The organism is Mycolicibacterium sp. XJ662 (assembly GCF_053484035.1).
On the sequence record NZ_JBEFTL010000011.1, the window covers coordinates 133,929 to 154,474 of the forward strand.

Annotated in this window: 25 protein-coding genes and 1 riboswitch; of the genes, 12 read left to right on the top strand and 13 right to left on the bottom strand. The window is 65.2% G+C overall.

The genetic code is table 11. From position 1 onward, the window contains the following. Positions 1–16: 16 nt before the first annotated feature. Positions 17–652: an NADPH-dependent F420 reductase gene (locus ABQE93_RS23230; RefSeq protein ID WP_448410790.1), complete on the bottom strand. Its 636-nt coding sequence runs from the start codon at positions 650–652 to the stop codon at positions 17–19. Between the two features lie 247 nt (positions 653–899). Beyond that, positions 900–1,490 carry a TetR/AcrR family transcriptional regulator gene (locus ABQE93_RS23235; protein ID WP_448410791.1) on the bottom strand — a complete coding sequence of 197 codons (591 nt, stop codon included), beginning with the start codon at positions 1,488–1,490 and terminating at the stop codon, positions 900–902. A 124-nt stretch (positions 1,491–1,614) separates the two neighbouring features. Between ABQE93_RS23235 and ABQE93_RS23240 the strand changes: the two genes are divergently transcribed. The 5 genes from ABQE93_RS23240 (at position 1,615) to ABQE93_RS23260 (ending at position 4,946) form a co-directional block, all read left to right on the top strand. Continuing rightward, a complete protein-coding gene (locus ABQE93_RS23240; protein ID WP_448410792.1) occupies positions 1,615–2,349 on the top strand; it encodes an SDR family NAD(P)-dependent oxidoreductase in 735 nt (244 codons plus the stop codon). Next, positions 2,349–2,774, top strand: coding sequence for a nuclear transport factor 2 family protein (locus ABQE93_RS23245; RefSeq protein WP_448410793.1), 426 nt, complete (start codon positions 2,349–2,351; stop codon positions 2,772–2,774). The genes ABQE93_RS23240 and ABQE93_RS23245 overlap by 1 nt, the downstream gene beginning before the upstream one ends. Positions 2,775–2,842: 68 nt before the next feature. Continuing rightward, positions 2,843–3,469, top strand: a complete 627-nt coding sequence (locus ABQE93_RS23250; RefSeq protein WP_448410794.1) for an NADPH-dependent F420 reductase — start codon at positions 2,843–2,845, stop codon at positions 3,467–3,469. A 28-nt stretch (positions 3,470–3,497) separates the two neighbouring features. Beyond that, positions 3,498–4,391, top strand: coding sequence for a TIGR03619 family F420-dependent LLM class oxidoreductase (locus ABQE93_RS23255; protein WP_448410795.1), 894 nt, complete (start codon positions 3,498–3,500; stop codon positions 4,389–4,391). An 87-nt stretch (positions 4,392–4,478) separates the two neighbouring features. Further along, entirely contained in the window at positions 4,479–4,946 is a 468-nt protein-coding gene (locus ABQE93_RS23260) for a MarR family winged helix-turn-helix transcriptional regulator (protein ID WP_448410796.1), read from the top strand. Here the strand turns inward: ABQE93_RS23260 and ABQE93_RS23265 are convergent. Both ABQE93_RS23265 and ABQE93_RS23270 read right to left on the bottom strand, forming a co-directional pair. Further along, entirely contained in the window at positions 4,943–5,089 is a 147-nt protein-coding gene (locus tag ABQE93_RS23265; protein ID WP_448393843.1) for a hypothetical protein, read from the bottom strand. The two genes, ABQE93_RS23260 and ABQE93_RS23265, sit on opposite strands and share 4 nt — an antisense overlap. Positions 5,090–5,137: 48 nt before the next feature. Continuing rightward, positions 5,138–6,061: an aromatic alcohol reductase gene (locus ABQE93_RS23270; protein ID WP_448410797.1), complete on the bottom strand. Its 924-nt coding sequence runs from the start codon at positions 6,059–6,061 to the stop codon at positions 5,138–5,140. Positions 6,062–6,274: 213 nt separating this feature from the next. On the opposite strand from ABQE93_RS23270, the gene ABQE93_RS23275 reads away from it, so the two are divergent. Continuing rightward, on the top strand, positions 6,275–7,051 hold the full coding sequence (locus ABQE93_RS23275) for a cutinase family protein (RefSeq protein ID WP_448410849.1): 777 nt from the start codon (positions 6,275–6,277) through the stop codon (positions 7,049–7,051). Positions 7,052–7,111: 60 nt separating this feature from the next. After that, a complete protein-coding gene (locus ABQE93_RS23280) occupies positions 7,112–7,897 on the top strand; it encodes an SDR family NAD(P)-dependent oxidoreductase (protein WP_448410798.1) in 786 nt (261 codons plus the stop codon). Between the two features lie 21 nt (positions 7,898–7,918). On the opposite strand, the gene ABQE93_RS23285 is transcribed toward ABQE93_RS23280, so the two are convergent. The 4 genes from ABQE93_RS23285 to ABQE93_RS23300 form a co-directional block, all read right to left on the bottom strand. Continuing rightward, a complete protein-coding gene (locus ABQE93_RS23285; protein WP_448410799.1) occupies positions 7,919–8,431 on the bottom strand; it encodes an MBOE_33420 family protein in 513 nt (170 codons plus the stop codon). Beyond that, complete coding sequence (locus ABQE93_RS23290; protein WP_448412464.1) at positions 8,431–9,810, bottom strand: ABC1 kinase family protein; 1,380 nt, start codon at positions 9,808–9,810, stop codon at positions 8,431–8,433. Before ABQE93_RS23290 ends, ABQE93_RS23285 begins: the two co-directional genes overlap by 1 nt. A 69-nt stretch (positions 9,811–9,879) precedes the next feature. Beyond that, a complete protein-coding gene (locus ABQE93_RS23295) occupies positions 9,880–10,353 on the bottom strand; it encodes an SRPBCC family protein (protein ID WP_448410801.1) in 474 nt (157 codons plus the stop codon). A 60-nt stretch (positions 10,354–10,413) separates the two neighbouring features. Then, positions 10,414–11,577 carry an epoxide hydrolase family protein gene (locus tag ABQE93_RS23300; protein ID WP_448410802.1) on the bottom strand — a complete coding sequence of 388 codons (1,164 nt, stop codon included), beginning with the start codon at positions 11,575–11,577 and terminating at the stop codon, positions 10,414–10,416. 118 nt (positions 11,578–11,695) lie between these two features. Here ABQE93_RS23300 and ABQE93_RS23305 point away from each other — a divergent pair, with 118 nt between their 5' ends. After that, the gene (locus ABQE93_RS23305; protein ID WP_448410803.1) at positions 11,696–12,115 is read left to right on the top strand and encodes a nitroreductase family deazaflavin-dependent oxidoreductase; all 420 of its coding nucleotides are present in this window, start codon (positions 11,696–11,698) and stop codon (positions 12,113–12,115) included. A 4-nt stretch (positions 12,116–12,119) separates the two neighbouring features. Here ABQE93_RS23305 and ABQE93_RS23310 read toward each other — a convergent pair whose 3' ends face one another. The 3 genes from ABQE93_RS23310 to ABQE93_RS23320 are packed head-to-tail and all read right to left on the bottom strand — an operon-like array spanning position 12,120 to position 15,030. Then, on the bottom strand, positions 12,120–13,145 hold the full coding sequence (locus ABQE93_RS23310) for an ABC transporter substrate-binding protein (RefSeq protein ID WP_448410850.1): 1,026 nt from the start codon (positions 13,143–13,145) through the stop codon (positions 12,120–12,122). 44 nt (positions 13,146–13,189) lie between these two features. Next, complete coding sequence (locus tag ABQE93_RS23315) at positions 13,190–13,993, bottom strand: ABC transporter ATP-binding protein (protein ID WP_448410804.1); 804 nt, start codon at positions 13,991–13,993, stop codon at positions 13,190–13,192. Next, entirely contained in the window at positions 13,990–15,030 is a 1,041-nt protein-coding gene (locus tag ABQE93_RS23320; RefSeq protein WP_448410851.1) for a FecCD family ABC transporter permease, read from the bottom strand. The genes ABQE93_RS23315 and ABQE93_RS23320 overlap by 4 nt, the downstream gene beginning before the upstream one ends. 94 nt (positions 15,031–15,124) lie before the next feature. Next, a riboswitch (cobalamin riboswitch) is annotated at positions 15,125–15,314 on the bottom strand. 85 nt (positions 15,315–15,399) lie between these two features. On the opposite strand from ABQE93_RS23320, the gene ABQE93_RS23325 reads away from it, so the two are divergent. The 3 genes from ABQE93_RS23325 to ABQE93_RS23335 all read left to right on the top strand — a co-directional run bounded on the left by ABQE93_RS23325 (position 15,400) and on the right by ABQE93_RS23335 (position 18,109). Next, entirely contained in the window at positions 15,400–16,278 is an 879-nt protein-coding gene (locus ABQE93_RS23325; protein ID WP_448410805.1) for an alpha/beta fold hydrolase, read from the top strand. 48 nt (positions 16,279–16,326) lie between these two features. Further along, positions 16,327–17,115, top strand: coding sequence for a hypothetical protein (locus ABQE93_RS23330; RefSeq protein ID WP_448410806.1), 789 nt, complete (start codon positions 16,327–16,329; stop codon positions 17,113–17,115). A 79-nt stretch (positions 17,116–17,194) separates the two neighbouring features. Further along, the gene (locus ABQE93_RS23335) at positions 17,195–18,109 is read left to right on the top strand and encodes an MBL fold metallo-hydrolase (RefSeq protein ID WP_448410807.1); all 915 of its coding nucleotides are present in this window, start codon (positions 17,195–17,197) and stop codon (positions 18,107–18,109) included. Between the two features lie 4 nt (positions 18,110–18,113). Here the strand turns inward: ABQE93_RS23335 and ABQE93_RS23340 are convergent, their stop codons facing one another. Beyond that, entirely contained in the window at positions 18,114–19,088 is a 975-nt protein-coding gene (locus ABQE93_RS23340; RefSeq protein WP_448410808.1) for a GGDEF domain-containing protein, read from the bottom strand. Positions 19,089–19,580: 492 nt separating this feature from the next. Here ABQE93_RS23340 and ABQE93_RS23345 point away from each other — a divergent pair, with 492 nt between their 5' ends. Then, complete coding sequence (locus ABQE93_RS23345) at positions 19,581–20,219, top strand: FKBP-type peptidyl-prolyl cis-trans isomerase (protein ID WP_448410809.1); 639 nt, start codon at positions 19,581–19,583, stop codon at positions 20,217–20,219. Here the strand turns inward: ABQE93_RS23345 and ABQE93_RS23350 are convergent, their stop codons facing one another. Continuing rightward, positions 20,220–20,516 carry a putative quinol monooxygenase gene (locus tag ABQE93_RS23350; protein ID WP_448410852.1) on the bottom strand — a complete coding sequence of 99 codons (297 nt, stop codon included), beginning with the start codon at positions 20,514–20,516 and terminating at the stop codon, positions 20,220–20,222. Positions 20,517–20,546: the final 30 nt, after the last annotated feature.

A 20,546-nucleotide genomic window follows, 5' to 3' on the forward strand; every position in this document is an offset into this window, starting at 1 on the left:
GCTGGTACGAGGGCGCTCAGCTGCGAACGTCGACGCCGAGGGAGAAGTTGGTGTGATTGATGGAGTGGGTCATGAGGCCCAACTGCATCAGGCCCACGTTCTCCAGCGCCCGCGCCATCAGCAGCTGCCCGGTGTCCATCGGGCGCAGTCCGAGGCTCTCGATGAACGCAGACACGCTTGCCTTTGCCTGCGAGTCGTCACCGGCGATGAACACGTCCAACGGGCTCCCCTCCTCCGGCCCATCGGTCAGAACATTGGCGAACAGGGTGTTGAACGCCTTGACGACATGCGTACCGGAGGGTGCGGCCTTGGCGATCTCCTGTGCGCCGGAACTGCCTTCGGGCGTGACAAACCCCGTGAAATCGGGGGTGACCGGGTTGGTGATGTCGACGATGATCTTGCCGCGCAAGCCATCTCCGTACTCGCTGACCACAGCCGCCGCGCCGGCATACGGCACAGTGAGGATCACGATGTCCCCCGCCGGCGGGTTACCGGCCGTCCCGACAGTGGCGCCGCCACCCAGCTCGACGGCCAGTTCCTTGGCTTTGGTCTGGTCACGGGCGACGATCTCGACGTCGTTGTCGCCTGCAAGCGCCCGTCCGGCCAGCGCACTGGCCATGGTTCCGGCGCCGATGATGCTGATGCTGCTCATGAGGTGTCCCGTCTCTATGACATTCAAATTGGTTGATCCATCAACCGTAGGCCTACTTGGATGATGCGTCAACCATTCGGGGTAATGAGATCAGGCCGCGTCCGGCAAGCCTCTATACGCGCATCGGCAGATCGACGCCTACCCTGACCGGGCAGGCGTCGTAATCGCCTTCAGCCGTGAGGTTTTCGTCCGCCGCTTTCCGCTGAACGAGCAACACTGCTGAGACCCAGCGGCCGACGTCGGAATCTCAGCGTGTGCCAAGCGGTACCTCTGCTGCGGGGAGGGCATTGTCGATGAGAACGGCGGCGATGGCGGCGGCGGTGGCGAAGCCTTCGGTATTGAGGACTCGGTTGCGCGCCGAGGCGCCATCGAGCAGCAGCGCCAGTTGTTCACCAAGCTGTTCGGGGTTGGCAGCGCCGGCCTCGCTTGCGGTTTCGGCGAACCGCGTGGCGAAAGCCTTCTTGTAATCGCGAGCGTGCACGCGCGCGGGATGGTCCGGGGAGTTGATTTCGACGGCCGCCGCGATGAACGGGCACAGCGGCCCCTCGATGTCGAAGGCGGCCAACAACCGTTCGCGGGGTGTGAGGTCGGTGCGGTCGAACACCTCGGGCAGAACGTCGGGATCGAAACGACGCAGGTGCTCGGCGATCAACTCGTCCTTGCTGGCGAAGTGCTGATAGAACGTCCGCTTGGACACCTGGGCCACCGCGCAGAGCTGGTCCAAGCCGGTGCTGTTGATGCCTTGATCGCGGAACAGCTGCCGCGAAGCGGCGAGGATGCGCTCTCGCGCTCCCCTGCCGCGGCGCAAGCCTCGCGGCCCCTTCTCCAACTCCGTCATATACCCAGCCTAGCCCAATTGGGTACCGATCGGTGTGCATAGCTTGCGCGATGAGCATCAGTGCGCGTACGTTAGGCACACAGATCGGTATACATAGTATCGGCGCAACGAAACGGAAGAGATCATGGGAAAACTTGATGGCAAGGTCGCGGTGATCACCGGTGCGACAAGTGGTTTGGCACTGGCTGGCGCCAAGCTGTTCGTTGACGAAGGAGCTCACGTCTTCATCTCGGGCCGACGGAAGGACACTCTGGACGAGGCCGTCGAGTTGATCGGGCGGAACGTGACCGGTGTGGCGGGTGATTCGGCCGATCTCGACGATCTGGACCGTTTGTTCGACACGGTCAAACAGGAAAAAGGCTCGATCGACGTGTTGTGGGCAAGTGCCGGGACAGGCGAACAGGCAAGGCTCGGCGAGATCACCGAGGAGCACTTCGATGCCACCTTCGGCTTGAACGCGCGCGGCACGTTGTTCACGGTTCAGAAGGCGCTGCCGTTGTTCAACGATGGCGGCTCGATCTTTATGACGGGATCGAACGCATCGCTGAAGGGCTACCCCGAGTGGAGTGTGTACGCAGCGAGCAAGGCCGTGCAGCTTGCCTACGCGCGGGTGTGGGTCTCCGAGTTGAAGGACCGCAATATCCGGGTGAACGTACTGACCCCCGGCCAGGTCGCCACGCCGAAGCAGGAGGAGTTGTTCGACGAGACGATGAAGGCGCAGTTCGAATCCCTCATCCCGCGCGGAAAGATGGGCCGCCCTGAGGAACTCGCATCGGCCGCGTTGTTCCTCGCTTCCGACGACTCGAGCTATGTCAATGGCGTGGAGTTGGTTGTCGACGGCGGCACCGCGGCGATCTGATGACAACATCGGCCCCGCACCGCGACACCGTCGACCAATTCGTCGACAGCATGCACGCCGGCGCAGACAGAGAAGCACTTTCGGACATCCTCGCCGAGGATGTGGTGCTGTACGGCCCGCTCGACGACGAGCCGATCACCGGCCGCGAGGCAGTCCTGGACGCCATCCGGACCGTCAGCGCGGCGGCCGCCGACCTCACCTATGGGGAGGTTCTCAGCGGCGAGACGCACCACGCCGCGCCCTTCCGCCTGCAGATCGGCGACACCGTGGTCAACGGAATAGACCGCATCCGGCTCGACGCCAACGGCAAGATCGCCGAGGTCACCATCTGGTGGCGCCCGCTGCCATCTGGCGTCGAGATGCAAGGGCGCCTTGCGGGTCTTCTCGGCGGGCAACCCTGGAAGCTCCTCACCCACACGGCGTAAGGGGCGAAACCAACCCCTCATCCCCCGGGCCGCCGGCCCACCAACCAACAAGCAGAAGCGAGCACATCATGACAAGCATCAGCATCATCGGCTCGGGAAGCATGGCCAGGGCCATCGGCGCCCTGGCCGTCCAGGGCGGCAACACCGTCGAAATCATAAGTCGCGATGCAGCCAAGGCCGCAGCCCTGGCCGGCGCGCTAGGCAAGGGTGTCACGACCGGAACGTGGGGCTCTGCCCCAGCCGGCGACATCGTCATCCTCGCCGTGCTGTTCGACAGTGCCGCGCCAAACGTCAGCCAGTTCGGGGACGCACTGGCCGGCAAGGTCATCGTCGACATCACCAACCCCTTCAATGCCACGGCAGACGGGCTCGCTATCCCCGAAAACACCTCCGTCGCACAGGAAGTCGCGAAGGCGGCCCCGGCCGACGCCAACGTGGTGAAGGCGTTCAACACCGTCTTCGGTCACGTCCTGGAAAAGGGCCAGACACTCGATGTGTTCTTCGCCGGCGACGACACGCAAGCCAAAGCACACGTGTCGAAGTTCATCGAGAGCCTCGGGCTACGCCCGCTGGACGTCGGTGGCTTGAAGATGGCGCATTGGCTAGAGGGAGCGGGCCTGGTCCTCATGGGCGCCGCCCGCTACGGCGCGGGGAACTTCGACATCGCCCTCGGTGTCACCAAAGTTCCCGGCTGAGCCGCAGAAAAGCCAGCGGAGCAACACAATGAAGCTTGGTTTCGTCATTCCCATCATCGGGCCGGCCATCACCAGCGCCGCTGGCCTCAGCGCGTTCTGCCGAGGGCTCGAGGACCTTGGTTATGACACGTTGTGGGTCGGCGATCGACTGGTCACGCCGGTGCACATGCAGGCCACCTATCCAGGCAGAGAGCAGCCGTACCCGCCGCAGATGGCCCGCTACCTAGATCCGGTGCTGCTGTGGACCGTCGCCGCCACCGCGACCAGTCGGGTGCGACTGAACGCCAGCACGCTCAGCACGTTCTACTACGAGCCAACGCACCTGGCCCGGCAGCTGACAACGCTCGACGTGCTCAGCGATGGCCGCCTTGACGTCGGCGTGGGCGTCGGATGGATGAAGGATGAACATGACATCGCCCGCGGTGCAGACTGGCGCCGCCGCGGGCGGATGCTCGACGACGTGCTGGCGTTCCTGCAGGAGTGGTGGACGACCAATCCGGTGTCATGGGATAGCGAGTTTTTCTCCCTGCCTGCGGTCCATGCCGACCTGCGCCCGGTCCAGGCCGGCGGTCCGCCCATCTGGATCGGCGGTGCCAGCGAGGCCGCGATGCGCAGGGTCGGCCGCGTTGGCACCGGCTGGCTCGGGGTCGAAGGCCTGCAGGATTCCGACCGATTGTGGCCGATTGCGCGCCGTGCGGCGCAGGACGCCGGCCGCGATCCTGACGCGCTGAAGACGGCCATGCGAATCGACATCGGGCCCGGCGCATCCGTCGACTCGGTGGTCGACAAGATCGGACGCTTCGCGGGCGACGGTGTCGACGAGGCGATCGTGGATGCCATCCCGCTGTTCCCCAGCCTTGAGCAACTGCTCGACTTCGCCAGCCAGGTAATCACCACATGGGACATTCGTCGGACGGCTTGACGGTGAGGGACGCCAGGCTGTCCTTCGTCGCACGCCCGACCGACCTCCTTGGATGATACGTCAACCATTTGGCGTAACATGGTGCCGATGGAACCGAACTGGCTGAGCCCTGCCGAAGGCCGCGCCTGGCAGGCATTCGTATACGCGCATCAACAGCTCGAGGCCCACCTGAGCCGGCGCCTGCAGCAGTCGGGGCTATCCGGGGCCGACTACGAGGTACTGGCCGCACTCTCGGCTCACGCCGGGGGCCGCATGTCGGCCCGCGATCTGGGCAACACACTGAGCTGGGAGAAAAGCCGTCTCTCCCACCAGGCGCGACGCATGCAGAAGGACGGCCTAATTGTTCGCGAGCCCAACCCCGACGACGCCCGCAGCACCATGGTCTGCCTGCTGCCGGCCGGCCGCGCCGCCATCGAGAAGGCTGCGCCCGGACACGTCGAGGACGTCCGCCGGAACTTCATCGACCTGTTCACCCCGGCCGAACTCGACACGCTCGCCACCCTCAACGAACGAATCCTGCAGCACCTGGCCACAGACCACGACTCCCCCGGCTAGTCGTCCTCGGCGTCATCGCGGTGCGCGGCCTCGATCACTTCAGGCGGTACCGGCTTACGCAACCACGCCTGCATCCGCATCAGTCCGCCCACCACCGTCCCCACGGCGAACAGGGCAACGACGATCCAGAGCGCGGTCGACATGCAGCAATTCTGCCCCTGCCCGGGCGGCGTGAGGCGATATTCCCAGCCCTAATGTCTCGCGCTGAGGTGTTTGCGCGCCCACTGTTCAGTGGTCGTGGTTGGGATGCCGCGGATGGCGTTGAACGTACCGGCTTTTGGCCACGCGACACCTTTGCCCTGAGCGAACACCGCGCGATACTTTCGTAGTGCGTCGTCGGGGTTTCGGTCGAGGTCGTGCAGTAGCTGCGCAACGGTCCATTCATTACGGATGACCTGGGCTCCCGTGGTCCGTTCGACGATCTCGGCGAGTTCGCGGTAGGTGATCGTGTCGCCGGCGACGTAGACGACCTGGTTCGCGATACGCGGGCGGGTCTGGATGATCTCCGCGGTGAGTACACCGATGTCCTCCGGCGTGGTGACGGTGACTTCGGTGTCCCAACTGCCAAGCGCGTTAACGGTATTGGTGGTGAGGTCGACGACGCCGAAGTCTGGTTCGAAGAGAAAGCTGGTGAACATGCCAGTCGACACGATCACCCATTCGGTGGTGTTCTGGGCGCGCAGCATGTCGCGCACGTCGAGTTGTTCGTCGAACAGGTCGTGGGGGCTACCGCGTCCGATGGCGTCGTAGTCGACGCCGAACTGCCACGGGAGGTATCGCGGAACCCGCGCCGCCAGCGCTGCTTCGGTGATCTTGCGTTGGGTTCCCGCCCCCGCCGCGAATCCGATGCAGCTCACCACCGTGTGGAACTGTCTCAGCACTGTCGACAACTCAACCGCCGACGCCGTCGCAACGTCGGCCTCTACGATTCCGACGCCGCGGGCTGCGAGCTCATCGCGCAGCTGGGCATGCCGGGGTGTGCCCGACGGCCGCAGCAGCACAGTCACCGGCGGTGCGTCGTCCCGTTGAGTCAGTGCGGCGACCACGTTGCCGCCGAGTTCGCCGGCTCCGATGACGAGGATCTCTCCCCCATGTGGTGATTGCTGTGACGCCATAATTCCTCCGTGGCGCTGTTCAGTTGGCGTATGCGAACGGTCGCGACAACAACCCGCCGCGACGCAGCATTCCTAACCGTCGAGGTAGTGCCGTGCACAGGCAGGTGAGCCAGATCACTTAACGGCGACGGAATCTCGGTAGGCCCGCGCGGCTTATAGCTGACGACAGCGAAACGCACTGGCGTGGCGCCCACCGGAGGACGGAGACGATCGATGAGGACATCACGACCAGCCGTCTTCGGCGCAGTCGCGCGATCTGCAAACGTCCTGATTCTGGCATGGATGGCTGCCTTTGCCGGATTGCTCACCGTCCCCGCTGCCAGCGCCTTCGCCGCCGACGACTCCTGTGCCGCAGTAGAAGTGGTTTTTGCCCGCGGCACGCTGGAACCACCTGGCGTCGGGGCAACCGGCCAAGCGTTCGTCGATGCACTCGACGCTCGTCTACCCGGACAAGCCATTGAGGTCTACGGGGTGAATTACCCCGCGTCGTTAGCTTTCGGTCAGGCGGCCGACGGTGTCGCGGACGCAGTGAACAGGATCGAGTCGATCGCCACGCAGTGCCCGGCGACGAAGATCGTGCTCGGCGGCTACTCGCAGGGCGCGGCGGTGGCCGGGTACGCGACCTCCAGCGTCGTGCCGGCCGGAATCAATCTGCCTGCCGGCCTGTCCGGGCCGATGCCCGCGTCGGTTGCGCCCCACGTTGCCGCAGTGGTGCTCTTCGGGACGCCAGACGACTGGGTTCTGGGCCTGGCCGACCGCTCCGCGCCGCCGATCACCATCGGAGACCTCTACGTCAACAAGGCGATACAACTGTGTGCACCCGGCGATCCGGTGTGCTACCCCGGCGGACTGAATCGCTCCGCCCACAGCGCGTACAAGGTCAACGGGATGGCCGACCAAGCGGCCGACTTCGTGATCGGTCAACTGCCCGCGCCCTCGCCTGCGACCGGCGGGAATACCGCGAAATCGAATATGGCGGGTCACCAGTAGGACACGCGGGTAACGGGACCTCCCGCGCCTGCGTGCCGCACGTCTGCGTACGGTCAGCCCGTGACCGAACCATCAGCCACCACCAACCCCTTCGATCTGTCCGACCACGTCGCGGTCGTCACCGGCGGCGGCTCCGGCATCGGCTTGGGATTCGCCGACGGCCTGGCCCGCGCAGGAGCATCCGTGGCCATCCTCGGCCGCACCGCCTCCCGCCTGGACGACGCCGCCGAACATCTCCGCCGCCACGGCCGACCCGTGCTGCCAGTCGTCTGCGACGTCACTGACGAGGACGCCACCGCCGAGGCCATGGCGCGGATCCGTAGCGAATTCGGTTACCTCGACTCGTGTTTCGCTAATGCCGGAGTGCGCGGCGGGTTCACTCCAGTGCTGGAGACGTCGCTAGAGGCGTTCCGCGAAGTCACGCGAGTCGACCTCGACGGCGTGTTCGTCACGCTGCGCGAAGCTGCCCGCCAGATGATCGAGGCCGGCCGCGGCGGCAGCCTGGTGGCGGTGTCGAGCCTGGGCGCGTTCCAGGGGATGCCGCGCCAACCCGCCTATGCGGCCTCCAAAGCCGGTGTCACCTCGCTCATCGACAGCATGGCGGTCGAGCTGGCCCGGTACGGAATCCGAGCCAACACAGTGGCTCCCGGCTGGTTCGACACCGATATGACCTCGGAGGGCCTGAACGACGAGCGGTTCCGTGAGCGGGTACTGCCACGGGTTCCGCTGCGCCGCTGGGGCGCCCCCGACGACGTCGGCGGGGTGGCCGTCTATCTGGCCAGTGCGGCGAGCCGCTATCACACTGGCGACGTGCTGCGTATCGACGGCGGCTATCTCAAGTTCTAGCGCCGGACGGTCAACCCGCACCTACTGCGGCGGCGGGTCGATGGGCGTCAGCGATATCGGCACCTGATGGGTCCCCGGCCCCTCTCCTGGGCAGCCGGTTCCATGCGTGGTGAGCGTCCGCTCGCCGAAGAAGCTGCCGTCAGGGTTCGGGATCAGGTAGTCGGACCGCGTGGACGGCACTGCGCTGCGCGGGTCAGTGCGATCACAGAAGTACGGATACTCGCCGGTTGTTTCCCAGCGGTTGTTGTTCCATCTGTACTCGAATAACAACGGAGCGCCTGGGTTACGGTCGTGGTCTGGTGCGTTATCCCACCGCGGGATGCAGCCGTTGACGTCGCAGTGCGTGGTGAACTCGACGGGAAAGCTGACCGAATCCATCGGCGTCGGCATGCCGTTGAACGTCTGCTTCGCAAAGTCGATGAACGCGCTGTAGTAGCCATATATCGGCGGTGGCTCGGCACGGTCGCCCCAAGCGACCGGCGAAACGACGAGCGCGACGCACGCCGTCGTGATTCCGATCGATCCACGTTTCATCAGGAGTCCATCCCCAGTGCATCGGCGAGTTTCGGCGGAATCTTCGGGTTTTCGAAGTCGGGATACCAGCGGGTGATCATGTCGCGCAATGCCACCTCGGCCTCGAGCTGGCACGCCACTCCCACGATGCCAGCGATGGTGCGAAACATCAGTGCGTGCTCTGGAGGGATGGTCAGCACGGCGCCGTCGAGAAAGTCCTGGCCGCGCGCCAACCCCGGCACGCGCGGGGCAAGCTGCTGCATCCACTGCCGGTTGAACCGGAACGACTGCGCCAGAGCCGGTTCGATAAACGGGCCGAAAAAGGACTGCACATCCTCGGGGTCGATCGGGGTGTTCGAACCGCTGAACCCCAGACCGCTCAGCTCGTCGTTGATTTCGGACAACACCAGCGCCTGCAGCTCCGGATCGGCGATGTCGGCCAGTTGCACGGATTCGGCGACCTCGGCCAGCCGGATGCTGTCCAGGAACACCAGCGCCGAACGATCGGCAGGGGCCACCGAGCCGAAGTCGACCACGACCAGCCGGCCGTCCGGATCGAGTTGGTAATTGCCGGGGTGCGGGTCGGCATGAATGGCGCCGAGCCGCGCCATCGAAGCGGCGCTGAACTCGAAAAGCAACCTGGCCGCGTGGTTCTTGGTGTCTTGATCACCGGTTCTAATCAGATCTGAAATCGGTTGGCCGCTCACCCATTCGGTGACCAGTACCTTCGGCGCCGACGCGACCACTTTAGGCACCAGGAATTGCGGGTCGTCCGCGAACGCCGCGGCGAACGCGCGCTGATTGTCTGCCTCATGGCGATAATCAAGTTCGTCGGCCATCCGTGCCGACAACTCATCGATCATCGGTCGCACCGCCAGCCCAGAGAACAACGGCTCGATCAGTCGGCTGAATCGTCTGAGTTGACGCAGGTCCGACAACAACGCGACGTCGGCACCCGGATACTGCACCTTGACCGCCACCGAGCGGCCGTCGTGCCACAGCGCCCGATGCACCTGCCCGATGCTGGCGGCGGCGACCGGCGCGTCGTCGAACCCGGCGAATCGCTCGCGCCACCGTGTCCCCAGTTGCTCCGCCAGCACGCGGTGGATCCGATCCGCCGTGATCGGCGGCGCGGCCGCCTGAAGTCTCGTCAACGCGTCTCGGTACGGGGCCGCGTATTGCTCCGGGATAGCCGCCTCAAAGATGCTCATGGCCTGGCCGAATTTCATCGCGCCGCCCTTGAGTTCGCCCAGCACGGCGAACACCTGCTCGGCACTGCGCGCTGACCACTGCTCAGCGATCAGGTCCGCATCGCCGCCGGCCAACCGTTGCCCCCAGCCGAGCACCGCTCGCCCGGCAGCGCGCACAGGCAGCCCCGCCAACTTCGCGCCACGACGCACCGTTCTCCGCGGAACATCCACCACAAGCTAAGAGTCCCACACGATTAGCCGTCGTAGGCGAACCCCGAGCTATTTTTCGGCCAGATCGGCGAGGTGCTCGAGCGAATTGTCTAGGTGCTGGCGGTCAAACGGCGGGAACTCGATGTTCTGCCGAATCGCCGCAGGCACCGCCGACCAGTCGTAGGTCAGGGTGACCTTCGCCCGGTCATCGCCGACCGGCTCGAGGTCGTAGCGCCAGAACCAGCCGCCGATCTCGAGTTCGGCGTCGTCATCACCCTGACCTGGCAGCCACGCGATGGCACGCGGCGGTTCAAACACCGTGATCCGGTTGGCCATCTCGTAATGCATGCCGCCATAGTTCGAGTGGTACATCGCCATCCGAAAGACCTGTCCGACCTCACTCAGCTGCTTTCTATCGAGTGACTCCCGCACCCACCCGGTTCCGTCGATCTCCTGGTGGGTGGTCGGGTCGGCCAGCACCGCGAACACGGTTGCGGGCGTTGCATTGACGATTCGGCTGGTGTTCAGGTTTTCCTGTCGCATGAAGTTACCGACCAACGGCGAGCCGAAAACTCATCGAGACGAGCGCGGGGCTAATTCCGACTAGGCGGCCAGCACTGCCGCAAGGCCCTGTTGCAGATCCTTGACGAAGTACTCGGGAACCTCCAGCGACGGGAAATGTCCCCCGGTTTCGGGTGACCTCCATCTGACGATCCGTCGGAACCTTTCCTGCGCCCAGGGGCGCGGGCACTTCTCGATGTCGCGGGGATACACGCTGATCGCCGAGGGGACATCGACGCGAAGTTCGGGAGCCAGCGAGTCGTGGCTTTCGTAGTAGATGCGGGCCGCCGACGCACCCGTCCGCGTCAGCCAATACAAGGTGACATCATCGAGAATCCTGTCTTTGGAGATCGTCTCGAACGGACTGTCTTCGGTATCCGTCCACTCGGCGAACTTGTCCAAAATCCAGGCCAGCAGCCCGACCGGCGAATCGACGAGCGCGTAACCGATGGTCTGCGGGCGCGTCGCCTGCTGCTTGGCGTACGCCGCGCGATTCAGCCAAAAATCACGCGTCTCCTCGGCCCATCTGCGCTCAGCCTGCGTCAGTCCGTCCGTCGTCAGCCCGGGCGGCGCCTGCGGGGTCAATGTGTGGATACCGAGCACCTGTTCGGGAAACCTGCCGCCGAGGACCGTGGTGATCACCCCTCCCCAATCACCGCCGTGGGCGGCGAACTTGGCGTAGCCCAGCCGTCCCATCAGCTCCACCCATGCGGCCGCGATCTTTTCGATCCCCCACCCCGTCGTCGCCGGCTTGTCGCTGTACCCAAATCCGGGTAACGACGGCACGACGACATGAAACGCCGGCGCGTTCGCGTCTGCTGGATCTGCCAACTCGTCTATCAGATCAACGAACTCAGCGACGCTGCCCGGCCAACCGTGCGTCACGAGCAGAGGCGTCGCATCCGCGCGCGCGGACCGGCGATGCAGGAAGTGGATTCCCAAACCGTCAATGATGGTGCGGAACTGGCCGATCTCGTTGAGACGTGCTTCGAACGACCACCAGTCGTACCCGGTGCGCCAGTAGTCCACGATCTCCGCGAGGTCAGCGAGGGGCACACCCTGTTCCCATCTGGCTCGGCCGCGCGCGGCGCGGTCGACCGTTTCAACTTCCGGCAGCCGTGCCGATCTCAATCGCCCGCGCAGGTCATCAAGCTCGGCGTCCGATGTATGGGTTTCGACTGCATGGACATCGCGGCTCGTGGGCATGAGACCTCCCTGATCATCGTTGAATGTCTTCAATGTGTTCCCCTTACTTCCGCCTCGGTAACGTTCTGGCGACCCTGGATCTGGTCACGTCAGTGCACATCGGCGTAATGTCAACACGATGAGTGACTGGAATACGCAGATAATCAACGAGTTCCGTGCCAACGAGGGCCGGGTCGGCGGCAACTTCGAGGGCGCTCCGATGGTCCTCATCCACCACACCGGCCGCAAGACCGGTAAGCAGAACGTCACCCCCACGATGTACCTGCCCGACGACGACGATCCCGACACCATCTATGTGTTCGCCTCCAAGGCGGGCGCGCCGACGCATCCCGCCTGGTACTACAACCTCACGTCAGCCGGCACCGCGCGCGTCGAGGTCGGCACCGAAACCTATGACGTCAGCGTCACCGAGATCTCCGGTGCCGACCGCGACCGCATCTACGGCGAACAAGCCCGCCGCTATCCCGGCTTCGGCGAGTACGAGCAGAAAACCGCCGGCATCCGCACCATCCCAGTGCTCGCACTCAAGCGCACCTAGAAGGTCACTTCAACCAATCGTTGCCCGGAAGGTCGAGCTGTGCCACGTCAAGGCTCGGCGTGATACCCGATTGTGGCGCAAGACCGTGCTTTTCGAGCACTGATCGCAGCGTCTCCGCGGCGTCGATGTTCAGCGGGCTGGACACCCACATGGCGTACGGAAGATTGATGAACCGGTTCTCCCGGACCGCCTTGAGGTTGCGGCTGGCCGGGTTGCTCTTCAGCGCTGCGATCTTTTCCTCGGCGGTCTGGCCCGGGTAGTCGACGAACACGATCAGGTCGGGGTCGGCGGTGGTGATCCGTTCCCAGCTCACCGTCGTCCAGGTGTCCTGGACATCTTCGGTGGCATTGCGGGCCCCGGCAGCGCCGATGATGCCCTGCGGCCCGCCGAATGCGCCGGACGAGAAGATGGTGTCTTTACCGCTGTCGAACAGGAAGACGGTCGGCTTCTGTTCGGGTTGCGGTGCGGCACGCAAGGTTTGCAGCCTCGCGGCGATATCGTCGGCCGCTCGCGCGCCCTGCTCGGCGTTTCCGGTGATGGTGCCGATGTTGCGCAGGTCGGTGTCGAGGGCAACCCACGGGTCCATGGTGCCGCGCTTGGCCTCCCCCTCGACCTGGCGGCATGCCTCCGACAGCTGGTAGACGTCGATGCCGTGCGTCGCAAGGATTTCCGGCGTGATCCCCCGCGCCTCCCCCATGCCGTAGTTGTATCCGGCGAAAAGCACCTGCGGTTGCGCGCCGACGATGTTCTCCAGGGTCGGTTGTGCCGGCGCGACCTCGTTGAGATCGTCCACCTGCGAACCGTATTCGAGGCGCAGCACGTCCACGTCGCGGGCCATGGAACTGACCGCGGTCATCTGCTCACGCGCGCCCGCGGCCAGTGCGATCGCGATCATTCCGCCGTCGTTGACGAACAATCGCTCGAGCGGCTGGTCGTAGGTGACCTCCTCACCGCAGTTGGTGACGCTGACCGTGTCGGCTGCCGAGGATGCGTCCGTCGGCGAGCCGCACGCGGTGCTCAAGCCCACCAATAGTGCGGAAAGGGTCAGGCTGGCCCGAACGTGTTGTGCCACTGTCATATACCTCGCGATTGGTTGAATGCCGGATCGGCGTGGGTGAGCAGGAGATGGCACCGTCCCGTCATGGGATGGGCGATGACGTCGCCGGCGACGTCGAACACCTCCGACAGCAGCCGCGAGTTCAGCACCTCGGTGGGTGGCCCGTGCGCGAAGAGGGTCCCGTGGGCGACGACGGCGACCGCGTCGAAATGCCGTAGTACGAGGTCGAGGTCGTGCATCGCGGCGACGACCGTGCATTCGAGGTCATCGAGAACCCGCATGAACCTCAGCCGCCAAGCGGCATCGAGGTGGTTGGTGGGTTCGTCGAGTACGAGTACCGATGTGCGCTGAGCCAGCGCCCGCGCAAGCACGACGCGGTGGCGTTCACCACCGGAGAGTTGTGAACACGACCGGTCGCCCCATCCGCGCAGCCCAACGGCGTCCAGCGCGTCGTCGATGATGCCCTGCTCTCCTAGCCCCGCGCCCGACCACGGATTGCGGTACGGGGTCCGCCCCAGCCCGACGGCTTCGGCGACCGTCAGCTCACCCGAAGGCCGCTCCTCCTGCCCGACCACCGCGATCGTGTGGGCCCGGCGCCGGGCGGGCATGCGGTGCAGATCTTCCCCGTCGACCCGGATCGTCCCAGCCGCCGGAGTGTCCAAGCCCGACAGGACACGCAGCAGCGTGGTCTTGCCCGAGCCGTTCGGCCCGACCACCGCCAGCCGGGTGCCGGGGGGAATCGTCAGATCCACACCGGCCACCACGGTTCTGCCACCGCGGCGACACTCGATGCCTCTCGCGCACACCGCCGAATCGCTCATGTGCTGTTCCCGAACTCGTAGCGCCTGCGCCCCATCAGGAACAGGAACACCGGTGCGCCGATCAGACCGGTGACGATGCCCAGCGGCATCTCCCGCGGTGCTGCCATCTCGCGCGAGATCACGTCGACCCACACCAGAAACAACGCCCCGGTGCAGACGGCGACCGGCAGCATCGCGCGATGCGTCGCCCCCACCACCAGCCGCGCGGCGTGCGGCACGATGAGCCCGACGAACCCGATGCCGCCGGAAACGGCGACCAGCACGCCGACCAGAACCGCCTGCATCAGGAACAGTGCGTTGCGCAGGGCGGGTACCGGCACGCCGAGGGAGGTGGCCGTGTCGGCGCCTGCGGCGTAGGCGTCGAGCCACGAATGGATCAGCAGCGCCCCGATGAACGAGATCAGCACCACCGCACCGGCAAGCGGCACCTTCGCCCACGTCGCACCGGCGACGCTGCCGAGCAGCCAGAACATCACGCTCTCGGCGGCGTGCGGATCGCCCGCGGTGAACACCAGCAGCGATGACAACGCCATGAACGCCGACGACAGCACCACGCCGGACAGGATCAGGCGCAGCGCGGTGAGCCCGCCCTGGGCGCGCGCCACCAGGTAGACGGTCAGCGCCGCGACCAGCGCGCCCATCAGCGCACCACCGGACAGCGCCCATATCCCCAGCGCGGCCAGCGCGCCCAGCGTCATCACTGCCGTCGCGCCCACCGCCGCACCCGCCGAGACGCCCAGCAGATACGGTTCGGCCAGCGGGTTGCGGACAAGGGCCTGCATCAGGGCGCCGGCCAGCGCCAGACCCGCGCCGACGATCGCCGCCAGCACCGAGCGCGGCAAGCGCAGATCCCAGACGATGACGTCGTATCCCGTCTCGACGGTTGCGCCGGTGAAGCGGCCGATGACGGTGCGCCACACGTCACCTAGCGGAATCTGCTCGGCGCCGAACGCGACCGATACGACGATGCTCACCGCCGTGAGGATCGCGAGCACCGTGGTCAGTGCGACAACCGAGACACGTCGCACCGTCGGCACGGGCGTCGCGCCGGTGCGACGAAGTGTCTTCTCGGTGACAGTCACGTCGAGAACTTGCCTCAATATGCCGGGGTATCCGAGCGCGAGATACCGGTGGACACAAGCGAGAACGGCAGGTCTTCGGACTCGGGATCGTCCGGACTCGACGCCTTCCCAGGAGTCCAGTGGCCTCCCAGTGACTAATGTCGAGCCCGTCCCCCATACCGCTGCGCGCCAGTTCCGGATTCCCACCGGATTCCCTGACACCCGCATACACGGATGTGACCGTTCTCAACGGTTGAGGCTACCTCATGGCGATTTGCAGTAAGAAGGCTTATTGACCGTTTACCGTGGCTCGAACGTGCGTTGACGCGTCGGCGGGAGGTGCTCTTGCTCGGTATAGGCGACGGCGGCTTCAGGAGCGCCGACGCGCGCAGGCACTATCTGGCGGCCTACGACGAGCTGCGGACGCTGACTGCACCACCGGACGTTGTCCACGACGTACCAACCAGGTTCGGCACCGTTCGGGTATATCAGCATGGGCCGGCCGACGGCGTACCCGTCGTGCTGATCCACGGGTTCTTCCTGACGTCGGCCATGTGGTGGGAGCAAGTCGCGGGGTTGGCAAGCGATTTCACCGTTTACACGTTGGATATGTTGGGCCAACCCGGGGCAAGCATTCAGTCGAAAACGATGTTCGCTCCCGCAGATTGCGCACGCAGCATCGACGAAGTCCTCGAGGGGCTGAGACTGCGTGCAGTCCACCTGGTCGGGCATTCGTACGGCGGTTGGCTCGCCACCCACACTGCCGCGCGTGCGCCCGGTCGGCTGGCGACCGTGACACTGGTTGATCCGGCCAGCACGGTGGCGCGGACTTCTGCAACGTTCTGGCGAAGTCTTGCACTCATAATGTCGCGCCCACGTTCCGTGCGAGCCGGAAGAGCCGCGGCATGGATTGCGGGTCACCCCGCCCCGGGCAGTTCCATCGACATGCTTGCCCGGTTGTTCACGGCCGGATTCGCGGCCTTCGCGCCGCCGGTGCGCACACCAGCGCTGCGCTTCCCCAGCGATCGTCTGTTGCGTTCAGTATCTATCCCGGTCCAAGTTCTTCTGGCGGGCAACACCGTTCACGATTCCGAAAAGGGTATTCGACGAATGCAGTCCGTGGTGCCGGCGTGGCGGTATCACCTCTGGCCGAATGCTTCCCACGCCTTGCCGATCGAGATCCCCGACGAGATAAACGCGTGTATCCGGCAGTTCGTCTGCTAATTTCACCCGGTGGCAGTGCGCCGAGGAAATGAGCCGAGCCGGAAAACGTTGGTTGCCACGGTTATCGCCGGTTTGGCGGTCGCGGCCGGCGTCGCCTGCGCAGGCACGACCGAACCCGCCGAACCGCCGGAGGTCGCATCTCCGGAGGCGCCGTCGTTCACCTGCCGCGGGCACGACGAACCGCGTACCCCGCGAAGCGTCGATGCGATTCAAGACGACACCGAGGACGACGAGACGACCATCGTCAGCGGCGTCTACGGGGACCCGGCGGCGGCCACCCGGTTCTGGGCGCAGCAGAGCGAGAGCGACTGCGGTCTGATGGCCACTCGCATGGTCGTCGGTGAAGTCACCGGTACCGCCCCCACCGAACGCGAGATCATCGACCTGGCGGCCGCCACGCCCAGCCAGTGCTCACCGGGCGAACCGGTGTACGACGAGAGTGTCGACCCCAGCGACGGCGGCGTCGGTCACGGCACCTGCTCGACCGATCTGCTGCTCCTCCTGGAGCACTATGGGATCGACGCGGATTACACCAACGACGCCGAAGCCGCCGACGGCGGGCTCGACACCGGCATCGACGCGTTGGCCGGCTATCTCGGCAACGGGCAACAGGCAATGGTGTGCGTGAACTCCCGCATCATCTGGGACACCGAAGGCGACCGGACCAACTGCGGTCACATGATCACCGTCGCGGCCATCGATTTCGACAATGACGCGGTCTATCTCGGCGACAGCGGCAGCGACGACACGCGCGGCGAGCAAGTCAGCATCGATGTGTTCGAATCCGCCTGGGCCACCGGTGACCACGAACTCGTGGTCACCGTCCCCTCTGGATAACTCCTCGCACTGCGGGGCGTTCTACGGAAATGACAGGGCAATCCCATGTCTTCGGGACGAGGCGCTCAGGAGGAGAACCATGAGCTTGGACAACATTTCCCACCTCGGTACGCAGGGGCTCGACGAGTTGGTGCCCTCGCGATATGCGGTGGCGGTCGGCGACATCGAGGTGTTGGTGATCAGCGACGGAGTATTGCCGATCACCAGCAAGACGATGGCGACCAACGCCGACGCAGTCGAGTTCGACGGTTGGCTGAACGACAGGTTCCTGCCACCGGACGTGCTCGACTGGCCGCTGAACGTGGTCGTGGTGCGCAGCGGTCAGCGGACCATCCTCGTCGACGCCGGGCTGGGCTTGGAGTTTCCGGACTTTCCGCGGGCCGGGCAGTTGGGCCGGCGGATGGAGGCCGCCGGAATCGATCCCGCAAGCGTGACCGACGTGGTGCTCACCCACTTACACATGGATCACGTGGGCGGCCTGCTGACCGAAGGGTTGAAGGAGCGGCTTCGCCCGGATCTGAAAATCCACGTGGCGAGCCTCGAGGCCGAGTTCTGGGAGGCACCCGATTTCTCCCGGACCGACATGCCTCAGCCGGTGCCGGACGTGCTTCGGCGGGTCGCCGCACAGTTCCTAGATGAGTACCGCGGCCAGCTGCGAACGTTCGAGATGGAGTACGAAGTGGCGCCGGGTGTGCTCGTGTCACGTACGGGAGGCCACACTCCGGGACACAGCATTGTCCGTCTCGCCTCCGGCGGCGAGCGGCTGACGTTCGCCGGCGACGCTGTGTTCGCACCAGGATTCGATAACCCCGAGTGGCACAACGGCTTTGAGCACGATCCTGAGGAGTCGGTGCGGGTGCGGGTCGGCCTGTTGCGCGAGTTGGCGGCGACCGGCGAGTCGATGGTGGCCACTCACCTGCCGTTCCCGTCGGTCTGCCGGGTGGCCTCCGCAGGCGACGTGTTCCGATGTGTACCTGCCGTCTGGGATTACTGACCGCTCAGTTTGTTTCGCGGTCGACGGATACCAGCGTCGGATGGTGGCAGACGCGGTTGCCGCCAGCGCGTTTGGCCTCATACATCGCCATGTCCGAAGTGCGGATCATCGCATCGATGAGTTGGAGGTTGTCTCTGGGCGAGTAGCCATCAAGCGGTGCGCCCGCGGTGCCGATACTCGCGGTCACCGAAAACGGGATCCTGGCGATAGCTCCGCGCAGTCGCTCGGCCATCTTGGCCGGGTTCGGGCTGTCAAAGAGGTCGGCGACCACAAACTCCTCTCCCCCGAGCCGACAGATCACTGCCGTTGCCCGGCAGTTCTCCTGAAGCGTCGCGCTGACCATCACCAACGCCTCATCACCCGCGGCGTGGCCGAGGGTGTCGTTGAGTTGCTTGAAGTTGTCGAGGTCGATCATCGCCATGATGAGAAAACTTCCCGTACGGGGCCGATCGAGCATCATCAGTTCATAGACCGTGTTGTGGAACGACCGCCGATTGTGCAGCCCCGTAAGCGGATCCCGGTCAGAACCCCGCAAGTCGGTTCGCAACGTCTGCATCAACGATTGAATCCCAAAGGGCACACCGACGTTGAGCGCCCCGACCGTGATGAACGACGCGACCGTCAGCGCGACGTCGCCGCTGCTGGCGATGAGCCGGTACGAGAGGATGGCCGCGCACACCGTGGCCAGTGCGAGGTTGACCATCGTGAGGCCACTGGTGTGGAAGTAGGCGACGACACCGCCGATCACGGCGAAAATCGTGCAACCCATCAAACCCGTGTACGGGTTGGACATCGAAAGCGCCATCGCGCCGATCGCGATGCCGGCCGAAATCGAATACACCACCGACTGCCGGCGGGTGGGCCATCGCAACAACCACAGCAGCGCGCCGCCGACGCCGACTCCTACGGTGAGGACGGCGATGACGGTGGTCGCGGTGTGGTTCGGTCCGGCCGGACTCCACAGCAACAGGATGGGCAAGGCAGCGAACGCAAGCGTGAAGGCACCCGTCGCGTATCGCCAGAATTTCTGGAGTCCCCGCTCATTCAGGTAAGCGCTGAGCCAGTCATATTGGTCCTGTTGCTTCCACAATCGTGTGGCCCAACGGACCATTCCCACCCCCGCGTTTCCCCATGCACGAGACCGTCATCCTCACACAAGCGGAGCTAATCTCTTTCGGCGACGCGGCCAAAGCTGAAAGCCCGCGAAGTTCACATTAGAAGAGTTCGGCCGAGTTCGGCGGCACATCAACTAAACCGACGCTCACCATCGATTTCAGCAACGTCGACTCCCATCCGATTCCAATGCGCGATATCGCCGGGTGAATCAACCGATCGCATGGCCGGAGCCCGTGGCGTGCCGCCAGAGCGGGGTATTCAGCAAATTGTTCGACGGTATTTCGGCGACGTATCTACGCCATCGACATAAACGCGCCGGGTTTCAACGGCAACGACTGCTGTAGCGTGACGCAGCGTGAACTTCTCCCGTAGGCCCTCGTCCGTCGTCATCGCGGCTTGCGCCGCGACCTTCGCCATGACGCTCGCCGCATGTGGCTCCGAGACCGAAACCACAGCCACTACTACCAGTGCCCCGTCTATCGACGAACTCGTCGCGCCCTCGATCACCGAATCGGCGCCGCCCGCAGCGGCCAGTGCTTGTCCGTCTGCGCCGCCGGACGCCGCGGGCGCCGCTGAATGGAACCTGACCGGCGCCACGGGCAGCGTCGCAGTCATTGGATCCACCGATGCGACGGCGCCGAAGATCGACGTGTCCGCACCGTTCAGCGTGACCGAGACGCAGGTGCAGACGCTGCAGGCCGGTGAGGGGCCGGTGGTCGCAGACTCGGCCACGGTGTTGGTCTGCTACATGGGCGTCAACGGCCGTGACGGCACCGTGTTCGACAACAGCTACGAGCGCGGCGCCCCGGTTGACTTCCCGCTCACCGGGGTGGTGCCCGGCTTCCAGAAAGCCATCGCCGGACAGACGGTCGGATCCACCGTCGGTGTCGCGATGACATCGGATGACGGCTACCCGCAGGGTCAGCCAGCGGCGGGTATCCAGCCCGGCGACTCCCTCGTTTTCGCGATCAAGATCCTCGACGCCGCCAACTGATCAACCCGGCCCGAACAACGAGCGGGCATCGGCGACTTCGTATTCGGCGACCGAGGCCGAAATCAATGCTGCGCCTTGGTCGTTGTCGGGTCCGCTGCCGCGGAAGGCTTCGACCGCGGCTCGCGACTCCCACCGCTCGAATACGTTGACGCGACCGGGGTCGAGCAGGTCGGCGGTGATCGCGAAGTCCAGACACCCAGGTGCGCGACGGCCCTGTTCGACGACGCTCACGCAGGTTGCGAGGTAGCCCTCGCGCTGGTCGGGATTCACGGTGAGATGTCCGGCGACGATGACCATGCCCATATAGACACCGCGAAGGCCCGAGGC

Excerpts from the sequence above, each read along its gene's own strand:
- ABQE93_RS23230 (WP_448410790.1), bottom strand. The coding sequence starts at position 652 with ATGAGCAGCATCAGCATCATCGGCGCCGGAACCATGGCCAGTGCGCTG.
- ABQE93_RS23240 (WP_448410792.1), top strand. The coding sequence starts at position 1,615 with ATGGGAAAACTTGATGGCAAGGTCGCGGTGATCACCGGTGCGACAAGT.
- ABQE93_RS23275 (WP_448410849.1), top strand. The coding sequence starts at position 6,275 with ATGAGGACATCACGACCAGCCGTCTTCGGCGCAGTCGCGCGATCTGCA.
- ABQE93_RS23335 (WP_448410807.1), top strand. The coding sequence starts at position 17,195 with ATGAGCTTGGACAACATTTCCCACCTCGGTACGCAGGGGCTCGACGAG.
- ABQE93_RS23315 (WP_448410804.1), bottom strand. The coding sequence starts at position 13,993 with ATGAGCGATTCGGCGGTGTGCGCGAGAGGCATCGAGTGTCGCCGCGGT.
- ABQE93_RS23285 (WP_448410799.1), bottom strand. The coding sequence starts at position 8,431 with ATGAAACGTGGATCGATCGGAATCACGACGGCGTGCGTCGCGCTCGTC.
- ABQE93_RS23270 (WP_448410797.1), bottom strand. The coding sequence starts at position 6,061 with ATGGCGTCACAGCAATCACCACATGGGGGAGAGATCCTCGTCATCGGA.
- ABQE93_RS23255 (WP_448410795.1), top strand. The coding sequence starts at position 3,498 with ATGAAGCTTGGTTTCGTCATTCCCATCATCGGGCCGGCCATCACCAGC.
- ABQE93_RS23235 (WP_448410791.1), bottom strand. The coding sequence starts at position 1,490 with ATGACGGAGTTGGAGAAGGGGCCGCGAGGCTTGCGCCGCGGCAGGGGA.
- ABQE93_RS23305 (WP_448410803.1), top strand. The coding sequence starts at position 11,696 with ATGAGTGACTGGAATACGCAGATAATCAACGAGTTCCGTGCCAACGAG.
- ABQE93_RS23250 (WP_448410794.1), top strand. The coding sequence starts at position 2,843 with ATGACAAGCATCAGCATCATCGGCTCGGGAAGCATGGCCAGGGCCATC.
- ABQE93_RS23295 (WP_448410801.1), bottom strand. The coding sequence starts at position 10,353 with ATGCGACAGGAAAACCTGAACACCAGCCGAATCGTCAATGCAACGCCC.
- ABQE93_RS23300 (WP_448410802.1), bottom strand. The coding sequence starts at position 11,577 with ATGCCCACGAGCCGCGATGTCCATGCAGTCGAAACCCATACATCGGAC.
- ABQE93_RS23245 (WP_448410793.1), top strand. The coding sequence starts at position 2,349 with ATGACAACATCGGCCCCGCACCGCGACACCGTCGACCAATTCGTCGAC.
- ABQE93_RS23350 (WP_448410852.1), bottom strand. The coding sequence starts at position 20,516 with ATGGTCATCGTCGCCGGACATCTCACCGTGAATCCCGACCAGCGCGAG.
- ABQE93_RS23260 (WP_448410796.1), top strand. The coding sequence starts at position 4,479 with ATGGAACCGAACTGGCTGAGCCCTGCCGAAGGCCGCGCCTGGCAGGCA.
- ABQE93_RS23265 (WP_448393843.1), bottom strand. The coding sequence starts at position 5,089 with ATGTCGACCGCGCTCTGGATCGTCGTTGCCCTGTTCGCCGTGGGGACG.